The following is a 24947-nucleotide window of genomic DNA, read 5'->3' on the forward strand; positions in this document are numbered from 1 at the left end:
AAAATATATGAATAAAGATTTAACACAGACGAGTTTTTTATTTGGTAGCAATGCGGTTTTTATAGAAGAACTGTACCAGATCTATTTATTAGATAAAAATGCGGTAGATGAAAGCTGGCACAATTATTTTCAAAATATTAACGATAGTAAGCAAAAGCAAGTTAATAAAAGTACTGCAAAAGTTATTACAATAGCCAAAGAAGAGTTACTCAATAGATTTCAAGAGTCGGGTTTTATTGGGCAGGGTGGACGCGTGGAGGAGAGTACATGTCAGTACTCCAGCACGCAAATTCCTGATAAAATGAGAAAACAACTCTTGCAAGACGAAAAATATACCTCTTTCAATACTCAGGAATCTTTTCATATAGCAAATACATTGCGTGCAAAAGCTATGATTGCTGCTTATCGTAAATATGCTCATTATTTAGTACAGCTAGATCCTCTAGAGCTTGAGACCCCTAAAACTAAAAATGATTTAGGACTTAATATAGAAAGTTTTGGTTTCACTAATGGCCAGTTAAATAGCATTATAGAGCTTGACAATGAATTATTTGCAGTCAAATCTTGTACTCTTGCTAGATTAGTTGAATTACTTGATCAATCCTATGGTAAACATATAGCGGTAGAGTTTGATCATATAGTAAATGATGAAGAAAAAACTTGGTTATTTGAGCAGGTAGAAAATAGTCAAAGTAATCTGGCTTTACTACAAGATAAGAAAAAGATATTAAAAGATTTAATTGAAGTGGAAGGATTTGAACAATATTTACATGTAAAATTTCCTGGGGCGAAACGTTTCTCGATAGAAGGAGCCGAAGCGGCAGTAGTAGCTATAGATCAAGCTATAGATATTTCTATGGCTCAAGGGGTAGAAGATGTGGTAATAGGGATGTCGCATCGCGGTAGGATTAGTACTTTAGCTAAAGTAATGGCAAAGCCTTATAAAGCTATAATGGCAGGTTTCATAACTGGTAGCGCCTTCCCAGATGATTTAAAGATTTCCGGGGATGTAAAATATCATGTTGGATATTCTGCAGATAGAGAAAGAGCAGGGAGAACCACCCATCTTTCTATGGCCTTTAATCCTTCCCATTTAGAGGCAGTTAATTCTGTAGTAGCAGGTCAAGTGCGAGCAAAACAAGATACAATAATGGATATTGATCGTAAGGCTGTGCTGGGTATCTTAGTTCATGGAGATAGTGCTTTTTGTGGGCAAGGGGTAGTTGCTGAAAGCTTATCGATGTCAGAGTTACAGCCTTATAATATAGGAGGTATTGTTCATTTTGTTGTTAATAATCAGTTAGGATTTACCGCTAATAGTATTGATAGTCGGATCAGTAGATATTCTACGGAGTTTGCTAAGGTAATTAATGTGCCTATCCTACATGTGAATGGAGATGATATTGAGGCAGTATTACAAGCTACTAATATTGCCATGAATTATAGGCATAAATTTGCAAGAGATGTAGTGATTGAAATAATTTGTTACCGTAAATATGGTCATAATGAAGGCGATGAACCTATGTACACTCAAGCTATTATGTATAATATCATTAAAAACAAACTACCACCCCCTACGATTTATGCTAACACCTTATTAAAGGATAAGTTAATCCAGGAAAATTATTTATCTACACTAAAAGAACAATTTAAGCTAAAATTAGATGAAGCATATGAACAATCTAAAAAATACCAACCTAAAGCGCAATTTTTAGAAAAATTATGGACTGGTTATAAAAGGGAAGATAAAACAGAGGTAGTTACCGGCGTTAATATAAGTATTTTAAAAGAACTAGGGATAAGACTCTGTCAAGTACCCGGAGGCTTTCCTTTAAACGCAAAACTTATTAAACTATTTGAATTAAGAGAAAATACTTTAAGGCAAGATAAACCTATTGATTGGGCCACTGGCGAACAATTAGCGTTTGCTACTTTACTACGTTCAGGTACCAATATACGTTTTACAGGTCAAGATTCTGAGCGGGGCACTTTTTCCCATCGTCATGCAGTATTACATAGTCAACTAGATTCTAAAACTTATCTTCCATTAAACAACATAGCTAAAAATCAGGGAATCTTTGAAATTTCTGATAGTAATCTATCTGAATATGCAGTATTAGGTTTTGAATTTGGTTATTCATTAGTAAACCCCAAAAATTTAGTAATTTGGGAAGCTCAATTTGGAGATTTTGCGAATGGAGCTCAAATTATATTTGATCAATTTATTTCTAGTTGTGAAGATAAATGGCTAAGAATGAGCGGATTAGTAGTGCTATTACCCCATGGATATGAAGGACAGGGGTCAGAACATAGTTCTGCAAGATTAGAGCGATTCCTACAACTTGCGGCTAATAATAATATTCAAGTAACCTATCCGACAACGCCAGCCTCATTTTTTCACTTACTACGCCGGCAAATATATAGCAGTAGCCGCAAGCCATTAATAGTTATGTCCCCAAAATCTTTATTAAGGCATAAAATGGTGGTCTCCCCTCTTTCAGCTATGGATGAGAATACTAGCTTTATTCCAGTATTAGATGAAATGAACAAGGAGATAGATATTACAAAGGTAAAGAAAATAATATTATGTACTGGTAAAGTATATTATGATTTGTTGGAAATGAGATCTAGCAAGAATATGTTAGATAGAGCTATTATAAGGCTTGAGCAATTATACCCTTTCGCAAAAGATATGTTAATTAAAATATTAGCTCGATATGGTCAAGCTAAAGAATTTATTTGGTGCCAAGAAGAGCCCAAAAATATGGGAGCTTGGGGTTTCATTAGAGAGCGTTTAAATGATTGTTTACAAGAGCTATCAATTAATAATCAGTTTCAATATGTAGGAAGAGAAGAATCCGCTTCGCCAGCTACTAATTTACCCAATATCCATAATAAACAACAACAGCAATTGCTAGAGGATGCCATAAAATAAAGTGAAGCTCAAAGAATTTAACAATTAGTTACTGCTGATTATTCAATAAGTTTTCAAGAAATAAATAGGAGAATATAATAATATGACTATTGACATTATAGTTCCATCTTTAGGAGAATCTGTATCCGAAGCTACTATTGCCAAGTGGCATAAAAAACCAGGGGATCTTGTCAAAGTGGATGATTTAATTTTAGAGCTCGAGACAGAAAAAGTGACGCTGGAAGTCAATGCTCTTTCTGCCGGCGTGATAAGTAAAACATTCAAAAATGAAGGAGAAACGGTTGCTGTTGGAGATAGTGTAGGGCAGATAACAGAAGGTGAAATTTCTCCTTCTGCTGCAGCTAACTCGTCGCAGGCGCTTAATATTCCGCAATCTGCAAATATTAATAAAAATGATCACCCTATAGCTCCTTCAGTACAGAGATTAGTAGCTGAAAATAAATTAAATATTCATGACGTAGCAGGTAGCGGTAGAGAGGGTAGGGTTACTAAAGGGGATGTATTGGAGTTTATGAAACCAACCTCTACTCCTATAATGCCAGTACTACCAATGAGAAGTGAGATTAGTATAGTGCCAGGGAAGGTAGAACGTGTTAAGATGTCCAGACTTCGTAAGACTATAGCAGAGCGTTTAAAAGTTTCTCAAAATACCGCAGCTATCCTAACAACTTTTAATGAGATCGATATGTCAAAGGTGATTAGCCTCAGGACCCAATATCGTGAAGAATTTGAGAAGAAGCAAGGAGTGAAGCTAGGATTTATGTCATTCTTTGTCAAAGCTACTATTGATGCTTTAAAGGTAGTACCGTCTGTAAATGCCGAAATAGAAGGGGATGATATAATATATAAAAATTATTATGATATTGGAGTGGCAGTTGGGAGTGAGCAAGGCTTAGTAGTGCCAATAGTCAGAGAAGCAGATAAATTAAGCTTTGCGGCAATAGAGAAAGAAATAGGGGCTCTTAGTAAAAAGGCTAAAGAAGGCAAATTATCTATGCAGGATTTAACTGGCGGAACCTTTACTATTTCAAATGGGGGGGTATACGGTTCGCTGTTATCTACTCCTATTATTAATCCTCCCCAATCTGGCATTTTAGGCTTGCATAAAACTGAAGAGAGGCCAGTAGCAGTTAATGGAAAAGTAGAAATACGCCCTATGATGTACGTTGCTTTATCATATGATCATCGTATTATTGATGGTAAGGAAGCTGTAACTTTTCTAGTGAAAATAAAGGAATTAATTGAAAATCCAGAAAGGCTGTTACTGAATCTTTAGTTCAAATACCTCTGATATAAGTAATTTATAGATAATATTACTAAATTATTCAGAATCATTATCTTTCTCCTTCAGCTTATAGTAAAATATACTTATGAATTAGTGATATAGTCAATCCAGAAGAAGTTGGTGACATCGTCACTCAATGCTTGCCTATTATAATATAGGCGTCGCTCCTAGCACCAAATTCTTCTGGATTGACTATAACTAATTAGATTTAAGCCAATTTTCTTTAGGGTTAACAGGCTAACCCATAATTACTTTTGGATAGCGGTGGGTATAAAATGATATTAGACTTCCTGTATACTACTCGTCTTTCAAAAATTGTTTTTTTATTTTATCATGGACTCACGTGCTCACGTACGCTGCGCGCGCTCACCATTTAAAATAAAATCCAATTCTTGAAGTACGAGCAGGATATAAGTCTATTAATTACTTAAATAATGGCAATATATGACTAAACAAAATAATAGCGTAAAGGAGATTAAACCTCAGGCACAATTGATGCAAGATATAAAAAAGGAAGGAAGTGCTCCCTCCCCAGCTCCAGAGATGGAAAACATAGCAGATAGGTTGAAGATAGAAGAGCTTATACGGGAGGCTACAAAAGTTCGGGATGGCGCATGGGAAAAGTTATCTGCCAGAGATAGATTAGGTTATATTGATGAAGCGAAAACTCAGAATGGAGAATATGAGAAGTTAGTAGCAAAGGTAGAGTTATTGAGTAATCAAAGAGATCAAATAAAGCACAGAGTAGAAGAGAAAGAAGAAACTACAAGCATATTTTCAACATGGACTAAGTATATTCCTAACCTTACGAGATCATTTACTCCAATTCTTACAAGTTTACAAGAAATAGAGAAGACAGGAAAGGTCGTGTTCTATGGTTACCAGTACTGGGCAAAAAATAATCAATCAAAAGCTGCTAATATACCTGCTGATCAAAGCAAAATTTTAGAAGCAGCAGCAACCACCACGCTACTAAATCTGATTGAAAATGCAACTATAATGGAGCATTTTCTCCCTACAAATAAAAATGTGGAACAACCAATTATTGTAAGAGATTTAGTACTTAACTTCGTTATTCCTAACATTACTAATTGCCCTAATATATTTGCAGGCGTTGAGGAAAATTTTGTTAAGCAACTAATAGCGATTTCATTAAACTTATTAGGTGTTACCTTAAAGGAACAAGAGTTAAATAAAAAAGTACGGGGCATTGTAGAGCAATTAAGAGCTACCGATGATCATCCAGTGCAAAATATTTTTATAAATAGTGCAGAAATATTATTGGATCCTAAAATACGAGTAGTAGTTGAAAATGATTTAATTACATTGCTAGAAAATCCTAATAGTCAGAAAGAACTGACCAAAATTGCTGCAAATTATCTAGGGGAGTATAATGCTATTCCTATAGCACTATTAGAGAATACTATTGCTTTAATAGCTAACAATAATTCAGCTTTTTTGAGAACTGTTCCGGGATTTCTAAATATTTATAAAGCTTATCTAGAGTACCAAAAAACAACAGTGGACTTATCGGCTGATCAAAATAGCCTTGATATTATCAAGGAAGATGTAACAAAATTACCACAAGCTCTAATCTCCTCTGTTTTAGGCAATAGTCAGGAAATCGTGAATTCCTTAGCTCCTATTTTAAAAGCAGAACTGCCAAACTACTTAGCAGCGAATCAAGAAAATATATTAGATTTGATAAAAACCACAGCAGTCCAAAAAAACCTACTATCTTCCACTACGGCTAGTTTGATTATTGAGGTGGCGCCAAATGCTATTCCATTTGTGAATGATTTCTTACCTTTAATAATAGAACTGACTGAAGAATGTGTCAAAGAGCAAGGAAAGTTAAAAGATATAGCCGAATATATACAAATCATTATGGGTTCTACGGAGGCAGAACGTATAGCAAAAACTACTGAGTTATTAAAATTCTTGGGGGAATTTAAGGATAAAAATCCCGAAATTAAGGCAATTATAGAGAAAAAGTTACCCGATCTTTTAGGGAAGCATGCAGAAAATCTTGGTGATATTGTTGAAAGGTTGTTATTGGATAGTGAGTGGGGAAAAATATTACACCCTAAGGGCGAGAACATTATTAAGTTTTTAAGTGATATATTCCAGGAATTTAGTGAAGAAATAGCTGACATACCAGCTTTATATAGTCAGAAGAAATATAGAGCAATGGTGGTAGCTCTAGCTCCATTATTATTCCCCTTGTTAAAGAACGAGAATTTTCGCCACCTGATGAGTGAAGTAATAGTGAACTATTGTAGTTATCTTGTAGAGAAACATGTGACCTCAAATATTACGGGTAATAAAATAACGAGTGAAGAAGTAAATAAAATTATAGAAGATAATTGTCAAGTAGCTAAAGGGCAACCTAAAGATGCGGAAAAATATGATTTGGCTGAAGCATTTAAAATAAAAGGAGTAAAGAGTAAGGGTACTACAATTAATTTAGAGCAAGTTTCCATATATAAAAAATTAGAAAATTGTAAAATAATTAACTTTATCTTGAATAAAAGTGTCTTTATCAATACTTCTTTTAATAATTCCATTTTGCAAAATTGTTCTTTCAAAGGAGCACGTTTAGCCAGAGCCAGTTTTGTAGGGGCAGTATTACAAGACTGCTCTTTTCAAGATGTGAAATTTACTGGCGAGCTAAACCTAGAAGGTATCAGGATTGATACAAAAACAGCCGACACGTTCATACCCGCAATTCGGGAATATAACCACAACTACCCCGACCAAAAAATAGATTTAAATAAAATAACAATTACCAGAAAGCAAGAGGGGCCGGAAATACCCTCTCTAAGCCCTACTCATTGGCAGAGGCGTGCAAACAAAAGTTCTAACGCACCAAATAAAGTCTCCCCAACCCGCTTTAGAGGCTAAAGTAAGGGAAGAGGGGAGCTTCCTCAGAACCTAGTCCAACTTGGGCCCTTAAAATATACTTATGAGCGTTCAAGAACTATTTTTGACTTATGCAGGAAGTCTATTATCTTAATTTAAACATTTTTATATCGAATTTAAGGTAATTTGCAAAGTTATGAAAATAGTGTTTGACATTGTGGTGAATAGTAGATATAAAACTTCACACAGGCTGAATAAATTCTGTAGCTGTTTAAAAAGTTGATAAAACTGAAAACAAATACCTACTACGATTAATAAAATAAAAATTTATGATCGCGAGTAGATACTGTATAGTGCAAAATTAGTTCTGCACACATCATACAATCTCAAGCTTTAAAAGAACAAAGTAAATAAAATAAGAGCATTTGGTGGATGCCTTGGCACTAGAAGGCGATGAAGGACGTAATACGCTGCGATAAGCTTTGGGGAGCTGCGAATAAGCTTTGATCCAAAGATTTCCGAATGGGGGAACCCATCTGCTTAGCAGATATCATATAATAAATACATAGTTATATGAGGCAAACCCAGCGAACTGAAATATCTCAGTAGCTGGAGGAAAGGACATCAACCGAGACTCCGTTAGTAGTGACGAGCGAACGCGGACCAGGCCAGTGGCTTCAAAATAAAAACTAGAACAACATGGAAAGGTTGGCCATAGAGGGTGATAGCCCCTTATAGGTAAAAAGTTTTGAAGTCCTTGAGTAAGGCGGGACACGTGAAATCCTGTTTGAATATAGGGGGACCACCCTCTAAGCCTAAGTACTCTCTAGTGACCGATAGTGAACAAGTACCGTGAGGGAAAGGTGAAAAGTACCCCAATGAGGGGAGTGAAATAGTACCTGAAACCGAATGCTTACAAGCAGTCGGAGCAGACATTTGATGTTCTGTGACGGCGTACCTTTTGTATAATGGGTCAGCGACTTAGTTTATCTAGCAAGCTTAAGCCGTGAGGTGTAGGCGTAGCGAAAGCGAGTCTTAATAGGGCGAATTTTAGTTAGATGAATTAGACCCGAAACCGAGTGATCTAGCCATGGCCAGGTTGAAGGCGGAGTAATATTCGCTGAAGGACCGAACCCACTACTGTTGAAAAAGTAGGGGATGAGTTGTGGTTAGGGGTGAAAGGCCAATCAAACTCGGATATAGCTGGTTCTCCGCGAAATCTATTTAGGTAGAGCGTTATAGCGATTACCGTCGAAGGTAGAGCACTGGATGAGCTAGGGGGTCCTACCGACTTACCAAACTCAACCAAACTCCGAATGTCGACGAGTACAGCATAGCAGACAGACTATGGGTGCTAAGGTCCATAGTCGAGAGGGAAAAAGCCCAGACCACCATCTAAGGTCCCTAAATCATGACTAAGTGTTAAAGGATGTGGGAAAACCATAACAACTAGGATGTTGGCTTAGAAGCAGCCATCATTTAAAGAAAGCGTAATAGCTCACTAGTCTAAATAAGTTTTCCTGCGCCAACAATGTAACGGGGCTTAAGTCATGTACCGAAGATGTGGATTTGTACTGTAATAGTACAGATGGTAGCGGAGCGTTCCGTAAGCCTGTGAAGGTAAACTGTGAAGTTTACTGGAGGTATCGGAAGTGAGAATGCTGACATAAGTAGCGATAAAGAATGTGAGAAACATTCTCGCCGAAAGTCCAAGGGTTCCTGCGTAAAGTTAATCTGCGCAGGTTTAGTCGGCCCCTAAGGTGAGGCTGAAAGGCGTAATCGATGGGAATCAGGTTAATATTCCTGAACCTGAGGGATGTGACGAAGATAGTAAATTGTATACGCTGATTGGATTGTGTATGCAGTGAATAGCTTCCAGGAAATAACACCCTCGCTAAAGACCGTACCCCAAACCGACACAGGTGGACAGGTAGAGTATACCAAGGCGCTTGAGAGAACGATGCTGAAGGAACTAGGCAAATTGCATCTGTAACTTTGGGAGAAGGATGACCTATATATGGGCAACCATTTATAGGTGACACAAACTAGGGGGTAGCGACTGTTTATTAAAAACACAGGGCTCTGCAAAGTCAATAGACGAAGTATAGGGTCTGACGCCTGCCCAGTGCTGGAAGATTAAAAGGAGGGGTGCAAGCTCTGAATTGAAGTCCCAGTGAACGGCGGCCGTAACTATGACGGTCCTAAGGTAGCGAAATTCCTTGTCGGGTAAGTTCCGACCCGCACGAATGGCGTAACGATTTCCCCACTGTCTCCAGTATCGACTCAGCGAAATTGAATTCTCCGTGAAGATGCGGAGTTCCCGCGGTTAGACGGAAAGACCCCGTGAACCTTTACTATAGCTTTGCACTGGTATTAGGAATTAGATGTGCAGGATAGGTGGGAGACTATGAAGCAGTGGCGTCAGCCATTGTGGAGTCACCCTTGAGATACCACCCTTTTGATTCTTGATATCTAACCGAGGTCCTTGAAGCAGGATCCGAGACAATGCATGGTGGGTAGTTTGACTGGGGCGGTCGCCTCCCAAAGAGTAACGGAGGCGCGCGATGGTTAGCTCAGGTTGGTCGGAAATCAACTGTTAGAGTGCAATGGCATAAGCTAGCCTGACTGCGAGTCTGACAAGACGAGCAGAGACGAAAGTCGGTCATAGTGATCCGGTGGTTCCGTGTGGAAGGGCCATCGCTCAACGAATAAAAGGTACTCCGGGGATAACAGGCTGATGATTTCCAAGCGTCCATAGCGACGAAATCGTTTGGCACCTCGATGTCGGCTCATCACATCCTGGGGCTGGAGAAGGTCCCAAGGGTTCGGCTGTTCGCCGATTAAAGTGGTACGTGAGCTGGGTTTAGAACGTCGTGAGACAGTTCGGTCCCTATCTGCCGTGGGTGTAGGAAGTTTGAGAGGATCTGCCTTTAGTACGAGAGGACCGAGGTGGACGTACCTCTGGTGGACCAGTTGTCGCGCCAGCGGCATGGCTGGGTAGCTAAGTACGGAAGGGATAACCGCTGAATGCATCTAAGCGGGAAACCCACCTCAAAACTAGACTTCCCTATTAGAGCCGTGGAAGACCACCACGTTGATAGGTCAGGTGTGGAAGCATGGTAACGTGTGTAGCTAACTGATACTAATAGCTCGATTGTTTTACTTTGCTGAGGTTGTACTTTGTGTGCAGCATTAATTTTGTAAAAAAGTAAATTGTTTTTAGTTTTATCAAATTGTTTACGTAATTATTCAAGAAATTGAATAATTAAGCTTTGCTAAGAAGACTAGATAAAATAACCTATTCTATTGAACTAGAATAGAGTTATGGTATAACTCTATTCTCTATATTCATAAGCATAGGTTATCTTGTATAGTCTTCTAAAGCTTTAGAGCTGAAAGTGAAGTATAGTCTTTGATTTTATTTTAAAAAAATGAAAGTTATTTTGTATTTTTATTATAAGTCATAATATATACTCACAGTGATATAGCAAATTTATATTGTTAGCTTGGTGGTTATAGCACGAATGAAACACACGATCCCATCCCGAACTCGACCGTGAAACTTCGTAGCGCTGATGGTACTATACCCTGAGGTATGGGAGAGTAAGTCGCTGCCAAGCTTACAATATAAGTTTTCGTGACCGTTCACGATTTTTTTTAAGAGAGTTGATTAATTAATTCCTGGAAAGGGTTTAAACATTGGAGTTTTGAGGAGGCAAAAATAGATTTAGCCCGTTCTAAAAATCTATCACCTCTTGTTGACCATGTAAAAAATGAGTTTTTTCTGTATTTCACGTGATGCTTTATTTGCCTCTCGGCATGGTTATTGGTTGGCTCTATTTCAAGATTATCTACAAACATCCACATCATATCAAATGATTTTAAGATATTTTTTGCCACTCTTCTGGCATGCTCACATCCGTTGATATTCAATATAGTTGTCAGATAATATAACATTCTCTCATTAATTTTTCTCATTATTCGTAAATATCGCAGCTTATCTATTTTCCCATAGTACCCTACGATTTTTGTAGGGAGGCAGAGTAAGTAGTAAGAAGTTCTATTTTTGGAGGTATTAATAAGGTGCGTATTAGTTGAGTTACAGCTATTAATGATAGATTGATAAAAGATATTTTTAATATGATCAAACCCGTAAGTAAATAATGAAAATAATTGTTTTTCAGTGGTTTTTTGGAGTTTTATACGGATTGGGTTTAGTGAATTTTGTATTAAGCCATTCTTAACTATTAAAGCTGAAGCAATAGCAGTTACCACCAATAATTTTTTGAATCTATCCAAATTTACTAAGTGACTTTTTTCAATATCAAAGCCTCCGCTTTTGAGATGCTTAAACAACCGTTCGATGGACCAGCGGTACCTATATAAAGCGAAAATATCAACTTCGACCTCAATTGATGACACCAAAACCATCAGTTCATTTTTATCATTTCTATATGCAGCAAAATTGACTTTTCTATCCCACAATATTCCAGCACAAACCTTATATTTTAAGGCTTTGAGATCATTAAATATTAGACCTCTTGCATAACCTAAAGATAATTGAAGAATTTTTAGGAGAAACGAAGTCGAGTACCGCAGCGTACATAGACGTACGTGAGGAACAGCGTAATGCGCCCCGAAAACTAGAGCAGTGATAGAGAGACTATTTTATGTTAAAATAAATATAAAATAGGAGCAGTCGAAAATGAGTAAGCCAAAAAGTTACAGTAAAGAATTTAAGTTTAAAGTATCGCTAGAGATGATCCGAGGAGATTTGAGTATTGCTGAAATAATCTCAAAATATCAAGTTCCAAGGTCGGTAATGACAAGGTGGAAGAAACAATTTTTGGAAAATGGTGCTGATATTTTTAAGTTTAGCTATGAAAACGGTAATTCCTCTAGTTCTACAAGCGAAATAGAGAAACTGCATGCAACTATTGGCAAATTGAAGGTAGAAAACGATTTTTTGCAGCTCGTATCTGCCAAGTTGAAACTATAAAGAGGAAAGTGATGGTAGATAAGGATTATAAAGATTTAAGTGTTCGTCGGCAAAGTCAGCTATTGAATCTGAACCGCTCCAGCCTATATTACAAGGATTCGGAGAAGGATCAAGATAATTATTTAAGTAATAGAATAGTTGAGATCTATAGTAATTATCCGATATATGGTTACCGGCGAATAACGGCGATACTTAGGAGAGAAGTGGTAATTGTTAACAGCAAAAAAGTCAGGAGGTTGATGAAACTAATGAATTTGCAAGCAATTTACCCTTCGATTAATACAAGTAAAAGAAACCTAAAAGAAGCTATTTATCCATATTTGCTATCAGGGTTAGAGGTTATAAAGCCAAATCAGGTATGGCAGGTGGATATCACTTATTTAAGGGTACAAAGTGGTTTTATGTATTTGGTTGCATTAATCGATGTTTATACTAGATTAGTAGTAGGATATCGTTTATCAAATAGTTTAAATACAGAGAGCTGTTTGCTAGCGTTAGAAGATGCTATAGCTAAATATGGGAAGCCGTCGATAATTAATAGTGATCAAGGTAGCCAGTTTACCAGCGAGGATTGGATTAATGAATTGAGGAGATGCGTCATAAGCATCAGCATGACGGGCAAAGGCAGGTGTAACGATAATGCCCATATTGAGCGTTTATGGCGATCGTTTAAGTATGAGGGGTCGTATTTATACCGGTGTACTTCAGTTTTAGAGTTGAAAAATAATATCCCGAAATGGTTGAATTGGTATAACAATCAAAGGCCCCATCAGGCTTTGGAGTACAAAACGCCGTTTGAGATATATAGTGGATTTATGGATAAGTCTTGCGACTTACCCACAATTCCACTATTACCACAACAGCTACAAAATTATAAAAATAATATTTTTGTAGATAGTTTATGAAAATAATAGTCTCTCTATTTAAAGCTTTTTTGGTCTAAACATAGGGGCGCAGTTCATTATGAACCTCTTGTTAGCAGATTCTTTACCTCTTTGCAATCTTCTCCTTACTTGTGGGTAAAGATATGACAACTAAGTACGTGAGCACGCAAAACTTTGATAAAATAAAAAAACAATTTTTGGACGAAGAGAATATATAACTATATTCTCGCGATCCCTTCCTCTATTAAGGCTTGAGCTTTTTGGGCATTACCCCACCCCTGCACTTTAACCCACTTTCCTTTTTCTAAATCCTTATAATGTTCAAAAAAATGCTTGATACGATGTATTAATAGCGGACAAACATCGTCTAAGCTCTTGACTGAGTCAAAGCTAATATCCAATTTTGAAGTTGGCACTGCAATGATTTTTTCATCCAAGCCAGATTCATCTTCCATCATTAACACCCCTATAGGCCTGGATTTAATGACACAGCCAGGCATAACGGGATAATGAGAGATTACTAAAACATCCACTGGATCTCCATCATTTGCTAAAGTATGCGGGATAAAACCATAATTGCAAGGATAAAACATTGCAGTTTGTACAAACCTATCAACAAATATTGCCCCGGACTCTTTGTCCATTTCATATTTTACTGGGTCACATTTCATTGGGATTTCTATAATAACATTTATCTCATTGTCGCCAGTTTTACCTTTAATTTTATCAATTAACATATAGTTTACTTTCTTAATTAGTAGGGTTTTTTATTATACTCAAAGGATCACTTGAGTATACTGCTCGCATCTGAAGAGTTGATAGACGATAGAATCAACTTCAAGAAGAGCGAGGAGTGGCAAAGTCGAGCAGCGCAGCGTACATAAAGTACGTGAGCAGCCTCGATCTTTAGGGCAAGACGACGCCAATTCTTGAAGTTCAGCGAGTATATATATGCACAAATACCATATTATATTAATTGCTGGTGTAAAATAATTCTTCTATTAAACTTATAGCGCTTGCTTTCAAATTTAAGTCATAGTCTATAGTCTCATTTATTATCTTTTTAAGGTTAGAAAATTTTTTGATTAAGCAATTGCTAGAATTAAAAGGAAGCTGACTATAAATTTTGTTCTCTAATTGACTTAAAATAATATCGCAGTTAAGAGATTTTTTAGTAATTTTATTAACTAAATATAATAGACTGCAAGCAAAATCTTCCCATAATTCTTTATTTTTACCAGCCACTTCTTCTATAAGAGCTAATCTTATAGAAGGTTGAGGGCAGTCAGCTATATAGGTAATAAATTTAATATACTTATCGCTATTATCTAAATAATTTGGTAATTTGACATTAAACTTACAACATCTAGACCTTAAGGTAGAGATTATAGCCGCAGCTCTTGAAGTCACAAGAAAAATCACCCCATTTTTAGGCGTCTCTTCTAAAAGTTTTAAACAAGCATTGGCTGCATTTAAGTTCATCAAATCTGCTTGATAAATAATAGCTACTCTATATTTAGAAATAGCAGGGGTCTTATAAAAAAATTTATGCAATTCTCTAATTTGGTCAACCGAGATATCAGTAGCCCCTGCTTCTCTTAATATTAATTGATAATCAGGGTGATTTTTTAATTGCATTTTACTTAAGAATAGTTCAGTTGCTATAAATACATGCAAATCTTCTAAAGTCGCGGCTATGTCAGGTGTGTCAATCAGCCAACTATTATAAAACCTACCTTGCGCTAACCTAAATTTAAGATGTTCTTGTATCAATTTATGAGTATTCACGATGCTATCGACTAGAGGATAGGTTTTGATTATTTTACAATAATTTCACTGTCAAATATATTGTATAGTTAAAAGCAACTAGTGATATTATAATTATTATTCGTTACATGCTTCTTTAAATTTTTTACCAGCTCTGAATACTGCTTGCTTATAAGCAGCAATATGCATTTTTTCTCCAGTTTTTGGATTACGTCCTTCACGGGCAGACCTATCTTGTATTTCTAAGGCACAATACCCAATTATATGAAACCCTTTCCCCTGCTTAGCTAATTTTATCATGGTATCCAGAACCCAATTCAAAGCTTTTTCAGCAGCAGCTTTTGGGCGATCAGTTCCCTCTGTCATTTCGCTTAGAAATTCGCTTTTGTTTGCTGATTTTCCTTTATTCATAATATCGACTCTCTAAATAAATTATTAACATTTTGGACATATATTCAAGTAATAGCAGCACAAAAATAATGCTAACAAGCTCTATTAAACTTGATTTCTTACATTATAACAAACAGTTGTCTCACTGCAACCTAGACGTCCCTAGAATTTTTGAATATATTTATTTTACCATTTAATTTAAATAAAATTGTATCTATTTTACATCAAATTAGCTTTTTCTCCTTTTAATAGCATCTGTTATTTAAATGTTTCAGTAGATTTGGGATGCGGATTTTTGTGGAAAATATAAGCAAATTCTGTCTTACTTGATTAGACTTCCTATATCAGTCGAAAATATAATCAAAATAATTCCCTTACTCCCCGCTAATTTATAGTTAAAATTTTTTTATTAATATGAGGCTACATGCTGCCTTTCCCTCAAGTTTAGATAGATTTTTTTATTGTGGAATAGTATACATTATATTAGATCTCCTCCGCAGCTCGCATCAAGTGGGAATTTGAAGTAGGCTATTCAGCTTTAAGTCGCAACTCCCTAGGGTGCAGGTGAAGTTTTGAGTGCCAGGTCAACGTACAAATTCCTGGGCGATCGAGGTCCGAAAAAAGTCTATTAATTGTCCAAGCAGATTTAGAAAAGGTGTCCTTATAATATGTTGTTAAGTGAAATATGTATTACCAGGCCGGTATTTGCTACCGTTTTAAGTTTAATAATAATGATTTTAGGCGCGATATCTTTTACTAAATTAGATATTAGAGGGACGCCGGACATTTCCTTCCCAGTCATCACTATAAATGCCGAATATCCTGGTGCTGATGCGCGTTATATGGAACAAGAAGTGACGACCCGCCTGGAAAAAGTGCTCAAAACTGTCAAGAATATTGATTATATCACCTCTGAAAGCACTACTGGTAGTAGCGTTATTAATTTAACTTTTTTATTATCTACTGATATTGAATTAGCACTTAATGATGTTAGATCTAAAATCTCAAATATAAATTACTTATTGCCGCAAGATATGAAGCTGCCAAATGTCACAAAAATGAATTCTGATAATTTTCCTGCCTTATTTCTAAGCATTAATAGTGATATATATGACGATTTAACATTAACCAAAATTGTAGAAGATATAGTAAAAACCCCATTAGAAAAGCTTGAAACAATAGGTCAAGTAAATGTATATGGGGGTAAATACTACTCTATGCGGATAGAGCCTGACCCTGTTAAATTATACGAATATAAAATGTCCGTATTAGAAATAGAAAACGCCCTAAAAAAGCAGAATAAATATTATCCTGCAGGATTTATTCAAACAAATACTCATGACTTTATAGTAAGACTAGATGCTTCTTTAAGCAAACCTGAAGAATTTGCAAAAATTATATTAAAAAAGCAAGGTTCTACTATAATAAAATTGCAAGATATTGCAAAAATATATTTAGCCCCCCCCGATCCCCAAATAATTTTCCGATATAATGGTAAAAGTGCTATTGCACTTGGCTTAATCAAGCAATCAAAGGCAAACATTCTTAAGTTATCTAAGGAAGTTAAAGAAGCACTAGGCACTATTAAAGGAAATTTACCTGCTGGTACAGTTATTGATATAGCGTATGATGGCTCAGTGCCGGTAGATGCGTCTATTAAATCAGTATTTCATACTATTTTAGAAGCATTAATATTAGTGATATTAGTAATTTATTTATTCCTAGGCTCAGTACCTATTACTATAATACCATTAGTTACTGTGCCAGTATCGTTAATTGGTACCTTCAGCGCTATGTATTATTTAGGGTTTTCTATTAATATTTTCACCTTATTAGCTATGATATTAGCTATTGGCTTGGTAGTAGATGATGCAATAGTAATGCTTGAAAATATTTTTAGATATAACAAAATGGGGTATCATGCTAGGGAGTCAGCACTCCTTGCCTCTAAAGAAATAGGTTTTGCTATTATTGCGATGACTATTACCCTGGCTTCAGTGTTTTTACCTATAGCGTTTATAGACGGGTTTATAGGTAAACTATTTATTGAATTTGCTTGGACTTTAGCCTTTTGTGTTTTGTTATCTGGTTTTGTAGCTTTAACTTTAACGCCGATGATGGCAAGTAAGATGTGTAATGAGCAGAATACCAAGACTACCTTAAATTTCTTAATAAAATTTGAACAAATTATTAAGTTAACTCAAGAGAAATATTTATATTATTTAGATTTGACCTTTAAGAATAAAAAATATTTTATATTTATTATTGTGCTATCGCTAGTTATATTATGCTTCAGTTTGATGTTTATCCCAAAAATATTTGTCCCCCAAGAAGATGACGGATTTTTACAACTCTCTTTTACGGGGCCCGAAGGGTCTAGCCTGAATAAAACAGACAAGACTGTAATCGAAACTGCCACAATACTTAATTCATATCCAGATATATTAGGCTACTTAACTATCAGTGGAGGGGGCGGCAATGATAGGGCCTTTGGTTTTATCTTGCTGCAAGATTGGGGCAAAAGGACAATGTCTCAAAATGCTATCAAGGAAGAGCTGAACAAACAATTTGCTCACATAACTGGTATGACAATTTTTGCTATGAATCCCCGTTCTCTTGTTAGTGGCAACGCTAAAAGTCCTATTGAATTTACTTTACAAACCTCACTAGAATATGAAGAATTAGGAGCCCTAACTCAACAATTTGTTAACTCGATGAAAAAAAATCCTGTTTTTATGAACATTAATAGTGATTTAAAATCTTTTTCCCCTACTATTGAGATAATTGTTGATCGAGATAAAGCTTATCTTTATGGAGCAAGTTTGGAAAATATAGGCTCAACTTTACAATATTTAATAGCAGGTAAGCAAATAGGGGATTTTAGAATGGGGAACAACCTATATGACGTAACATTACAATATAGTTTAAAACATCGAAGCAGTAAAAATGATTTTAATAAAATTTTAATACCTACAAATGAGCCGAATAATAGCCTGCTACCCCTAAATGCGGTTGCTAGATTGCGTGAAACAGTTTCTATTAAATCTTACAATCACTATAATAATTCTAGATCTGTAACAATTACCGCAGACCTAGCTCAGGGGCAAAAAATTAAGGATGCAGTAACCGAAATAAATAAAATAGCAGATAAATTACTAGATAAAAGCACTACTATATTACAATATATTGGAGAGATAAAGCAAATGAAAGAATCCAATAGTAATATAATTTCTACCTTCCTATTTGCTTTATTATTTATTTATTTGGTACTTTCGGCTCAATTCGAGAGTTTTACAGATCCTATTTTAATTCTTGTAGCTGTACCATTCTCCATTACCGGAGGGGTGGTAACTTTATTCCTATCTGGTAATAGTCTTAATATGTATAGTAATATAGGATTAATTACTTTAATCGGTTTAGTTACCAAAAATTCTATTATGTTAGTAGAATTTGCTAACCAGTTAAGGAAAAAAGGTATGAATATTATGGACGCGATAATGCAAGCAGCTAGTTTACGGCTTAGGCCTATTTTAATGACAAGTTTAGCTACTATTTTTGGCGCAATATCTTTAGTTATTTCTTCAGGCGCGGGAGCTGCAGCGCAACATTCCATTGGATTAGTAATAATCGGGGGAATGAGCATTGGCACTATTTTTACTCTCTTTGTTATTCCAGTTTTATATCAAACTTTTAAAAAAGAATCGATTAATTTATGATTATACTAGGAATCGATCCATCTTTAACTGCTTTGGGCTGGGGGGTAATAAATTCCAGTAATCCTTTAAAGTATTTAGCTAGCGGCATTATCAATACCCGCGCAACTGAAGCAATGCATAAAAGATTAGCTTTCATTACCTCTACTTTAGATAAGGTAATAATACAGTACCAACCTAAGGTGATTGGAATGGAGGAAACGTTTGTTAATAAAAATAATGCTTCATCTTTAAAATTAGGATATGCAAGAGGGGCGGTAATGGCACTTATTGGCCGCTATAATATAATGTTCCAAGAATTTACTCCAAATATTATTAAGAAATCAGTGACCGGTTATGGTCATGCTGAAAAAAATCAAATATTACAGATGATTAAACTATTATTAGCGGACTCTTCTGTCGTTAACAATTTTGATGAGGCGGATGCTCTTGCAGTAGCTTATTGTTGTTGGGTCCATGCTACAAGTAAGCTGCTTTAAATAACTTATATAAAATACTATAATTATGATTGATAGAGCTTTATTAGATTTGGTAGAGCAAATTAAGGAAAAAATGGTTTCCCGCCATCTTACTATATCGGTGGCGGAATCATGTACCGGAGGGTTGCTCTCCTCTTGCTTAACTGCTATAGAAGGAGCATCAAGCTATTTTTCCCATGGTTTTGTTACTTATTCTAATCAAGCCAAAATAAGCTTACTGAATATTCCTAACCAAATTATAGAACAATTTGGTGCGGTATCTCAAGAAGTAGCAGAATCAATGGCGATAGGAGCAATGAATAAAGCGAAAAGCTCTATTGCAATAGCTATAACTGGCATTGCAGGACCGGGGGGCGGCACGCCCCAAAAACCAGTAGGAACAGTATGGATTGCTATTACTTGCCCAACTAAGGTTGTTTCAGGCGTTGCTCCTAATAAACAACAATTAAGAGAATCATTAACAAAAGCTGAAACATTTCAAGGATTAACCTCAATTAAACGCAATTTTATTACTAAAAGCTACCTATCTGTTTTGAGCCCTAGTAATCCTCTCATTCCCCCTTTAGATAATCGGCAAATGATCCGTTATCTTAGCTGTCAAAAAGCTCTACAAATTATCCTGCACCATATCACTTAAGCCTTTATTTACGCGTAATATACTACTCGTAACTGAAGAGTTGGTATACGATAGAATCAACTTCAAGAAGAGCAAGGAGGGTCAAAGTCGCGCACCGGAGCGTACATATTAGTACGTGAGGAGCGCAGTCTTTAGACACTACGGCGCCAATTCTTGAAGTTCCTAGAGTATATATTCTAAATCTGATTGGCTGAATATTACTGGGTCTTTGTTAATTTGTAATCTTGAATATAGTTGTTGCATAATATAGCAATTGATAGTTTATTTATTTGCAAATTTTTTAAGGTACCATGACTAATATGTCTAAAATCCTCTCATAGAAATTAATTTTTTCATACAAGTTAATTTTATTTTGATTAGTCAAATCAATTTAGATATAACTTAAATTATGTTTTAATTGGAGGTAGCAATTCTAGCGAAATTGCCCACTAGTAATTAAACAGACGAGTATCAACTTAATGAGGTAATTATGTCTAAAAATGTAGGTGATGAGGTTTCACCAGATCAAAATAATAATAAAATTATAGCGGCGTATGCTGATGAAGATCAGGCAAAGGAGATAGAGCAAGGTCAACAGAAGATTATGAATTCTTTAAAAGCGGATCCGAGAGACTATAACCGTACGTTAGAGTATGTAAAGCCAATATATAAAATTATTCAGGACCCAGCATTCTATTTTCAAGAGAAGCTTTATAAATCTGTTAATAGCATAAGTACGAAGGTCAGGGACGACGCTGCAAAACATAAGGATGCGAAGTATAGTGAAGAAGTATTATTCCTTACCAATAAATTAACGATAGTTGCACAACTCAGGTTGCGTGACTTTAAAGACACGAAAAAGAGCATAGAAAAACTAACTGCCACTGCTAATAAGTGGGACGACCCTGATAAAATTTGTCAGGTAGGGGAAACATTGGTGGAAATTCTCCCTATTTTAGAATCATCTTATTTTGAACCAAAACACAACAAGTCAGTTGAAGAATTAAAGGATTGCATAGGTAATAAACAAAAGATGTTAGTCGAAAAAATGATAGAGCATATACAATTTCAAAAGGATGTCATGCACTGGCAGGAAACTATAGCGTTAGCAATAAAATGGCTTAATTCTACCCAAGACAATAATGCTACTATATTTAAATTAATTGCTGAGGCTTATTATCAACAAACAGAGGGTCTAGATCTCCAAAACCTAAATCCAACAGGTCAAGAGGATAATTTTGCTCTCCTAAAAAATTCTGCGGAATATTGCCTAAAAGCATACCCAGGCCCGGAGGTAAAAGAAAAAGTAAAAGAAAATTGCCAGCTTGCTGTTAAAATAATGAATAAATTGGGAGAATTAAACACACCAGAGGCCACCAAAATTTCTCTAGAACTCAGCGAAAAAGGAAATAAATGGGCGGCAGAATCACATGATTCCGTATATAAACAATTTTTTGAAAGTTTAGAAAATATTAATAAGGCTTCCACCACTCAACTACCATCTGCTGCTACTTCTATGTATCCTAACCTCCTTACAGAGACTGCGTATACATTGGATACAGCAAATAATAATTTCTCTCCTTCTACCGCTACTTCCCCCATTCCAGCGGTGCGTAAGAATGTGGCTTATCCTGGGCTGTCAAGTTCTAGCCCTGAGCAGATAAATAAATCACTACCAACGAGTGGATCGCAAGATAATTTTAATGCTAACCCACCATCTCCACAACTACAGAATAGTGCACGTCCGCATTTAAGAAAGATAGTAAATACTTATAAAATGGAGCGTAATAATTCCCTTAACCCGGCTGAGCAAGAGCAACAGTACCCACATACATTAGCTCAGGTGGGCAAGGCCCTAAAGGAATTGGAGCTCGCTCCTCCGCAATTGCGGGCAGTGTTTCATAAGCTTTTGTCATCAAATAAGGATGGTAATGATAGAGATACGATTGATACGCTAATAGCACAATATACTTCAATAAATAATCTATTCGCAGAGGGAGACTCTACTTCACTATTAGGGGCACCATCTGAAATATAGAATAGCTATAGATTAGTTAACTTTAATGAGACATAATCTGAATTCAATATAATAAATTATATTGAATTCAGATTATAAAGAAAAAGATTGCCCTAAATACACTTCTTTGACTTGATAGCTTGAAGCTATTTCTTGGGGGTTACCTTCTAATAGTACCTTGCCATTATAAATAACATACGCACGATCTACTATATTCAGAGTATCTCTAACATTATGATCAGTAATCAAAATACCAATATTCCGATCGCGCAGGTGAGAAATTAAGTTTTTAATATCTTCAACTGCTAGAGGGTCAATCCCAGCAAGCGGTTCATCAAGCATAATAAATTTAGGGTTTGCAGCTAAAGTTCTTGCTATTTCTAACCTTCTCCTCTCCCCCCCAGATAGCCCTATCGCTAACACATCTCTTAAGTGAAAAATTGAAAATTCTTTAAGTAAATCTGAAGTTTTTTGCTCTATAAGTTCCTTATCATTTTCTAAAATTTCTAGTACTACCCTAATATTATCCCCCACAGATAATCCACGAAAAATTGAGGGTTCTTGCGGGAGATAGCTAAAGCCAAATTTAGCTCTTAAATAGATCGGCAGATGAGTAATATCATAATTATTATAAAATAACGTGCCTGTATCAGGATGACTCAACCCTATAATAATGCTAAAACAAGTAGTCTTTCCTGCCCCATTTGGGCCAAACAGACCTACTATTTCACCTGCTTGCAAATATAGAGATAAATCTTTTAATATCACTCTTTTGTTATAAGATTTCGAAATATTATTTACTTGCAGCCTGTCTATCATTCTATGAATATTTTTAAAAATCTACCTTATTCAGTTTCATATAATACACTAATTTCTCTGTTTTAATAATAATTTCATCATGTTGGATCATTATATTACCAGATAATACCAGCTCTTGTTTATCTAAAGAATATTTAGCTGAATCAGCAATTAATATTTCGTGGGTATTAGTCCTTTTAGCGGTAAGCTTTTGTGGCATCACTATATAATCAATAGCGGTTTTATTATTAACTTTTTTATAAAAAACTTTTAATTTAGTAGTTTTAACCATCATATCCTCAAACCATAGAATCACTGTCCCGGTAAAACAGGCTTGTTGCTTATCTTGATCAATGACTAAGTTATCAGAATTAATATGTAGTTTCTGTAAATTATTAGTTTTATCCGCCATTACCGGGTTAATTATTGTTAGGCATAATATATAGGCGATGCCTTGTAAAAATTTATTATTAAAACCCATGATGATACTTTACCTATTTCTGTTAAAGATTATATAATAGACTTTCTATATAAGTCAAAGATAGCCTTAGAAAATTGTAATCTTATTATAAAAATACTTGACTAAATTAGTAGGATATCCTAAACTTATAATTAGGAATAAATATAACTTTTCTATGCAATTGACCACTAAAGCAAGATACGCAGTAATGGCGATTTTAGAAATGGCATCTAAAGCCGCTAACCACCCGATTACTTTAGCTGACATTTCGCAACATCAACATATACCAATTAATTACCTAGAACAAATTTTTGCTAAACTGCGAAGAGCTAACTTAGTAAAATCAGTCAAAGGCCCCAAAGGTGGTTATATCATTAATTCAGCCTTAAAGGATCTCACGATTGCTAATATTATTGATGCAGTGGAAGAGAATATTGAAATGACTAGGTGTATGCGTAAACCTAACGCTAATTGTATGCCGAATAAAATTCAATGTAATAGCCATTATTTATGGATTGGCTTAGGTAATCATATCAGGGATTATTTTAATAATATCTCAATAGAAGATGTGTTGGTGTCAAATCAATATAATAAAACAGATTTAGTATAAATCACCCTTATGTTATACTTGGATCATAATGCAACTACTTGTTTGCATCCTAAAGTTAAGGAGCTGGTCGTAGATTTACTTGAAGGCCCATATAATCCCTCTTCTATCCATACAAATGGGCGTTATGCAAAAAATATAATAGAAACGGCAAGAATGCAGATTGCAAAATCTGTAGGTCTTGATATAAATAGCCGAGAATATGAGCTGATTTTTACTTCTTCCGGAACTGAAAGTAATAATTTATTGATTAATAGTTATATGGACGGAGAAATTTTTATCTCTGGAATAGAACATTTATCAATTTTTGCTCATACTAAATACCGTGATAATCTTAAAATTGTTAACGTTAATAACGATGGCATTGTTGATAGCCAGCATTTGGCAGAATTATTATCCGCAAGTAACAGTCACAAAAAACTTGTCTCTATTATACTGGCAAATAATGAAACTGGGGTTATCCAAAATATACAGGCATTAGTAAAGCTTGCAAAACAATATGGGGCGGCTTTTCACAGTGATTGCGTACAAGCAGTAGGTAAAATAGCTGTGAATATTAAAGAATTAGGGGTAGATTTTGCCACTATTTCTTCTCATAAATTGGGAGGATTGCAAGGAAGTAGCGTTTTGGTTGCTAAGCAAAACTATATGCTTAAAGCTATGCTAGTAGGTGGTGGACAGGAAAAAAACATTAGAGCAGGTACAGAAAACGTATTAGCAATTGCCTCTTTTGGTTTAGCTTGTGAAATAGCAGCGCAAGAAGTAAAACACAGATATCATAATATGAAAAAGCTGCAGGATTATTTGGAACTTAATTTGTTAACGTATCCTAACCTTACTATAGCCTCAAAAAATGCTGAAAGATTGCCCAATACTACTCTTATGGTAATTGCTGGAGGTGAAGCGCACACCAAATTAATAGCGCTAGATTTACGTGGGATAGCTGTAAGTATAGGTTCGGCCTGCTCAGCCGGAAGAGTAGGTAAATCTCATGTGTTGTCTGCTATGGGGTTTAGTGATATGGAGGCTAAATCTTCGATCAGGATTAGCTTTAGTCATGATCAAACCTGTCAAGATGTAATAACTTTTATTAATGCGTTTGAAGAAATATATCCCCGATATAGAGAGTAATTTA

17 protein-coding genes and 2 rRNA genes are annotated in these 24947 nt (G+C 35.5%); 13 read left to right on the forward strand and 6 right to left on the reverse strand.

Going from position 1 to position 24947, the window contains the following annotated elements:
- Window positions 1-7 precede the first annotated feature (7 nt).
- From AAGD44_RS06205 to rrf, 5 genes are all read left to right on the forward strand, one after another.
- Complete coding sequence (locus tag AAGD44_RS06205) at window positions 8-2935, forward strand: 2-oxoglutarate dehydrogenase E1 component (RefSeq protein WP_341763832.1); 2928 nt, start codon at window positions 8-10, stop codon at window positions 2933-2935.
- An 82-nt stretch (window positions 2936-3017) separates the two neighbouring features.
- Window positions 3018-4211, forward strand: coding sequence for a 2-oxoglutarate dehydrogenase complex dihydrolipoyllysine-residue succinyltransferase (gene odhB, locus AAGD44_RS06210; RefSeq protein ID WP_341763833.1), 1194 nt, complete (start codon window positions 3018-3020; stop codon window positions 4209-4211).
- Window positions 4212-4664: 453 nt separating this feature from the next.
- The gene (locus AAGD44_RS06215) at window positions 4665-7124 is read left to right on the forward strand and encodes a pentapeptide repeat-containing protein (protein ID WP_341763834.1); all 2460 of its coding nucleotides are present in this window, start codon (window positions 4665-4667) and stop codon (window positions 7122-7124) included.
- Window positions 7125-7486: 362 nt separating this feature from the next.
- A 23S ribosomal RNA gene (locus AAGD44_RS06220) occupies window positions 7487-10249 on the forward strand.
- A gap of 338 nt (window positions 10250-10587) precedes the next feature.
- Window positions 10588-10702 (forward strand): 5S ribosomal RNA (rrf, locus tag AAGD44_RS06225).
- Between the two features lie 37 nt (window positions 10703-10739).
- On the opposite strand, the gene AAGD44_RS06230 is transcribed toward rrf, so the two are convergent.
- Entirely contained in the window at window positions 10740-11567 is an 828-nt protein-coding gene (locus AAGD44_RS06230; protein ID WP_341763835.1) for an IS66 family transposase, read from the reverse strand.
- Window positions 11568-11787: 220 nt separating this feature from the next.
- On the opposite strand from AAGD44_RS06230, the gene AAGD44_RS06235 reads away from it, so the two are divergent.
- Together AAGD44_RS06235 and AAGD44_RS06240 are read left to right on the forward strand one after the other, a co-directional pair.
- Complete coding sequence (locus tag AAGD44_RS06235; RefSeq protein WP_341763459.1) at window positions 11788-12081, forward strand: hypothetical protein; 294 nt, start codon at window positions 11788-11790, stop codon at window positions 12079-12081.
- An 11-nt stretch (window positions 12082-12092) separates the two neighbouring features.
- Entirely contained in the window at window positions 12093-12986 is an 894-nt protein-coding gene (locus AAGD44_RS06240; RefSeq protein WP_341763476.1) for an IS3 family transposase, read from the forward strand.
- Between the two features lie 197 nt (window positions 12987-13183).
- Here AAGD44_RS06240 and ppa read toward each other — a convergent pair whose 3' ends face one another.
- From ppa to AAGD44_RS06255, 3 genes are all read right to left on the reverse strand, one after another.
- Window positions 13184-13702, reverse strand: a complete 519-nt coding sequence (ppa, locus tag AAGD44_RS06245) for an inorganic diphosphatase (protein ID WP_341763836.1) — start codon at window positions 13700-13702, stop codon at window positions 13184-13186.
- A gap of 235 nt (window positions 13703-13937) precedes the next feature.
- Window positions 13938-14738, reverse strand: coding sequence for a DNA polymerase III subunit delta' (locus tag AAGD44_RS06250; protein WP_341764700.1), 801 nt, complete (start codon window positions 14736-14738; stop codon window positions 13938-13940).
- Window positions 14739-14849: 111 nt separating this feature from the next.
- A complete protein-coding gene (locus AAGD44_RS06255; RefSeq protein WP_341763837.1) occupies window positions 14850-15143 on the reverse strand; it encodes an HU family DNA-binding protein in 294 nt (97 codons plus the stop codon).
- 647 nt (window positions 15144-15790) lie between these two features.
- Here AAGD44_RS06255 and AAGD44_RS06260 point away from each other — a divergent pair.
- The 4 genes from AAGD44_RS06260 to AAGD44_RS06275 all read left to right on the forward strand — a co-directional run bounded on the left by AAGD44_RS06260 (window position 15791) and on the right by AAGD44_RS06275 (window position 21968).
- A complete protein-coding gene (locus tag AAGD44_RS06260; RefSeq protein ID WP_341763838.1) occupies window positions 15791-18838 on the forward strand; it encodes an efflux RND transporter permease subunit in 3048 nt (1015 codons plus the stop codon).
- Window positions 18835-19314, forward strand: a complete 480-nt coding sequence (ruvC, locus tag AAGD44_RS06265) for a crossover junction endodeoxyribonuclease RuvC (RefSeq protein WP_341763839.1) — start codon at window positions 18835-18837, stop codon at window positions 19312-19314. Before AAGD44_RS06260 ends, ruvC begins: the two co-directional genes overlap by 4 nt.
- A gap of 25 nt (window positions 19315-19339) precedes the next feature.
- A complete protein-coding gene (locus tag AAGD44_RS06270) occupies window positions 19340-19951 on the forward strand; it encodes a CinA family protein (protein ID WP_341763840.1) in 612 nt (203 codons plus the stop codon).
- Window positions 19952-20420: 469 nt separating this feature from the next.
- Window positions 20421-21968 carry a hypothetical protein gene (locus tag AAGD44_RS06275; RefSeq protein WP_341763841.1) on the forward strand — a complete coding sequence of 516 codons (1548 nt, stop codon included), beginning with the start codon at window positions 20421-20423 and terminating at the stop codon, window positions 21966-21968.
- A gap of 72 nt (window positions 21969-22040) precedes the next feature.
- Here the strand turns inward: AAGD44_RS06275 and lptB are convergent, their stop codons facing one another.
- Entirely contained in the window at window positions 22041-22763 is a 723-nt protein-coding gene (gene lptB, locus AAGD44_RS06280) for an LPS export ABC transporter ATP-binding protein (RefSeq protein ID WP_341764701.1), read from the reverse strand.
- A gap of 16 nt (window positions 22764-22779) precedes the next feature.
- Window positions 22780-23226 (reverse strand): LptA/OstA family protein, encoded by a 447-nt coding sequence (locus AAGD44_RS06285; protein WP_341763842.1) that lies wholly within the window; start codon window positions 23224-23226, stop codon window positions 22780-22782.
- Between the two features lie 154 nt (window positions 23227-23380).
- Between AAGD44_RS06285 and AAGD44_RS06290 the strand changes: the two genes are divergently transcribed.
- Together AAGD44_RS06290 and AAGD44_RS06295 are read left to right on the forward strand one after the other, a co-directional pair.
- The gene (locus AAGD44_RS06290; protein ID WP_341764702.1) at window positions 23381-23815 is read left to right on the forward strand and encodes an Rrf2 family transcriptional regulator; all 435 of its coding nucleotides are present in this window, start codon (window positions 23381-23383) and stop codon (window positions 23813-23815) included.
- A gap of 9 nt (window positions 23816-23824) precedes the next feature.
- Window positions 23825-24943 (forward strand): cysteine desulfurase family protein, encoded by a 1119-nt coding sequence (locus AAGD44_RS06295; RefSeq protein WP_341763843.1) that lies wholly within the window; start codon window positions 23825-23827, stop codon window positions 24941-24943.
- The last annotated feature ends 4 nt before the right edge of the window (window positions 24944-24947 follow it).

It is taken from the genome of Candidatus Tisiphia endosymbiont of Beris chalybata, assembly GCF_964026555.1.
GTDB lineage: Bacteria > Pseudomonadota > Alphaproteobacteria > Rickettsiales > Rickettsiaceae > Tisiphia.

Bases quoted from the DNA above. Each gene is read 5' to 3' on its own strand.
- AAGD44_RS06205 (WP_341763832.1), top strand. From the start codon at position 8: ATGAATAAAGATTTAACACAGACGAGTTTTTTATTTGGTAGCAATGCG.
- odhB (WP_341763833.1), top strand. From the start codon at position 3,018: ATGACTATTGACATTATAGTTCCATCTTTAGGAGAATCTGTATCCGAA.
- AAGD44_RS06215 (WP_341763834.1), top strand. From the start codon at position 4,665: ATGACTAAACAAAATAATAGCGTAAAGGAGATTAAACCTCAGGCACAA.
- AAGD44_RS06235 (WP_341763459.1), top strand. From the start codon at position 11,788: ATGAGTAAGCCAAAAAGTTACAGTAAAGAATTTAAGTTTAAAGTATCG.
- AAGD44_RS06240 (WP_341763476.1), top strand. From the start codon at position 12,093: ATGGTAGATAAGGATTATAAAGATTTAAGTGTTCGTCGGCAAAGTCAG.
- ppa (WP_341763836.1), bottom strand. From the start codon at position 13,702: ATGTTAATTGATAAAATTAAAGGTAAAACTGGCGACAATGAGATAAAT.
- AAGD44_RS06255 (WP_341763837.1), bottom strand. From the start codon at position 15,143: ATGAATAAAGGAAAATCAGCAAACAAAAGCGAATTTCTAAGCGAAATG.
- AAGD44_RS06260 (WP_341763838.1), top strand. From the start codon at position 15,791: ATGTTGTTAAGTGAAATATGTATTACCAGGCCGGTATTTGCTACCGTT.
- ruvC (WP_341763839.1), top strand. From the start codon at position 18,835: ATGATTATACTAGGAATCGATCCATCTTTAACTGCTTTGGGCTGGGGG.
- AAGD44_RS06270 (WP_341763840.1), top strand. From the start codon at position 19,340: ATGATTGATAGAGCTTTATTAGATTTGGTAGAGCAAATTAAGGAAAAA.
- AAGD44_RS06275 (WP_341763841.1), top strand. From the start codon at position 20,421: ATGTCTAAAAATGTAGGTGATGAGGTTTCACCAGATCAAAATAATAAT.
- AAGD44_RS06285 (WP_341763842.1), bottom strand. From the start codon at position 23,226: ATGGGTTTTAATAATAAATTTTTACAAGGCATCGCCTATATATTATGC.
- AAGD44_RS06290 (WP_341764702.1), top strand. From the start codon at position 23,381: ATGCAATTGACCACTAAAGCAAGATACGCAGTAATGGCGATTTTAGAA.
- AAGD44_RS06295 (WP_341763843.1), top strand. From the start codon at position 23,825: ATGTTATACTTGGATCATAATGCAACTACTTGTTTGCATCCTAAAGTT.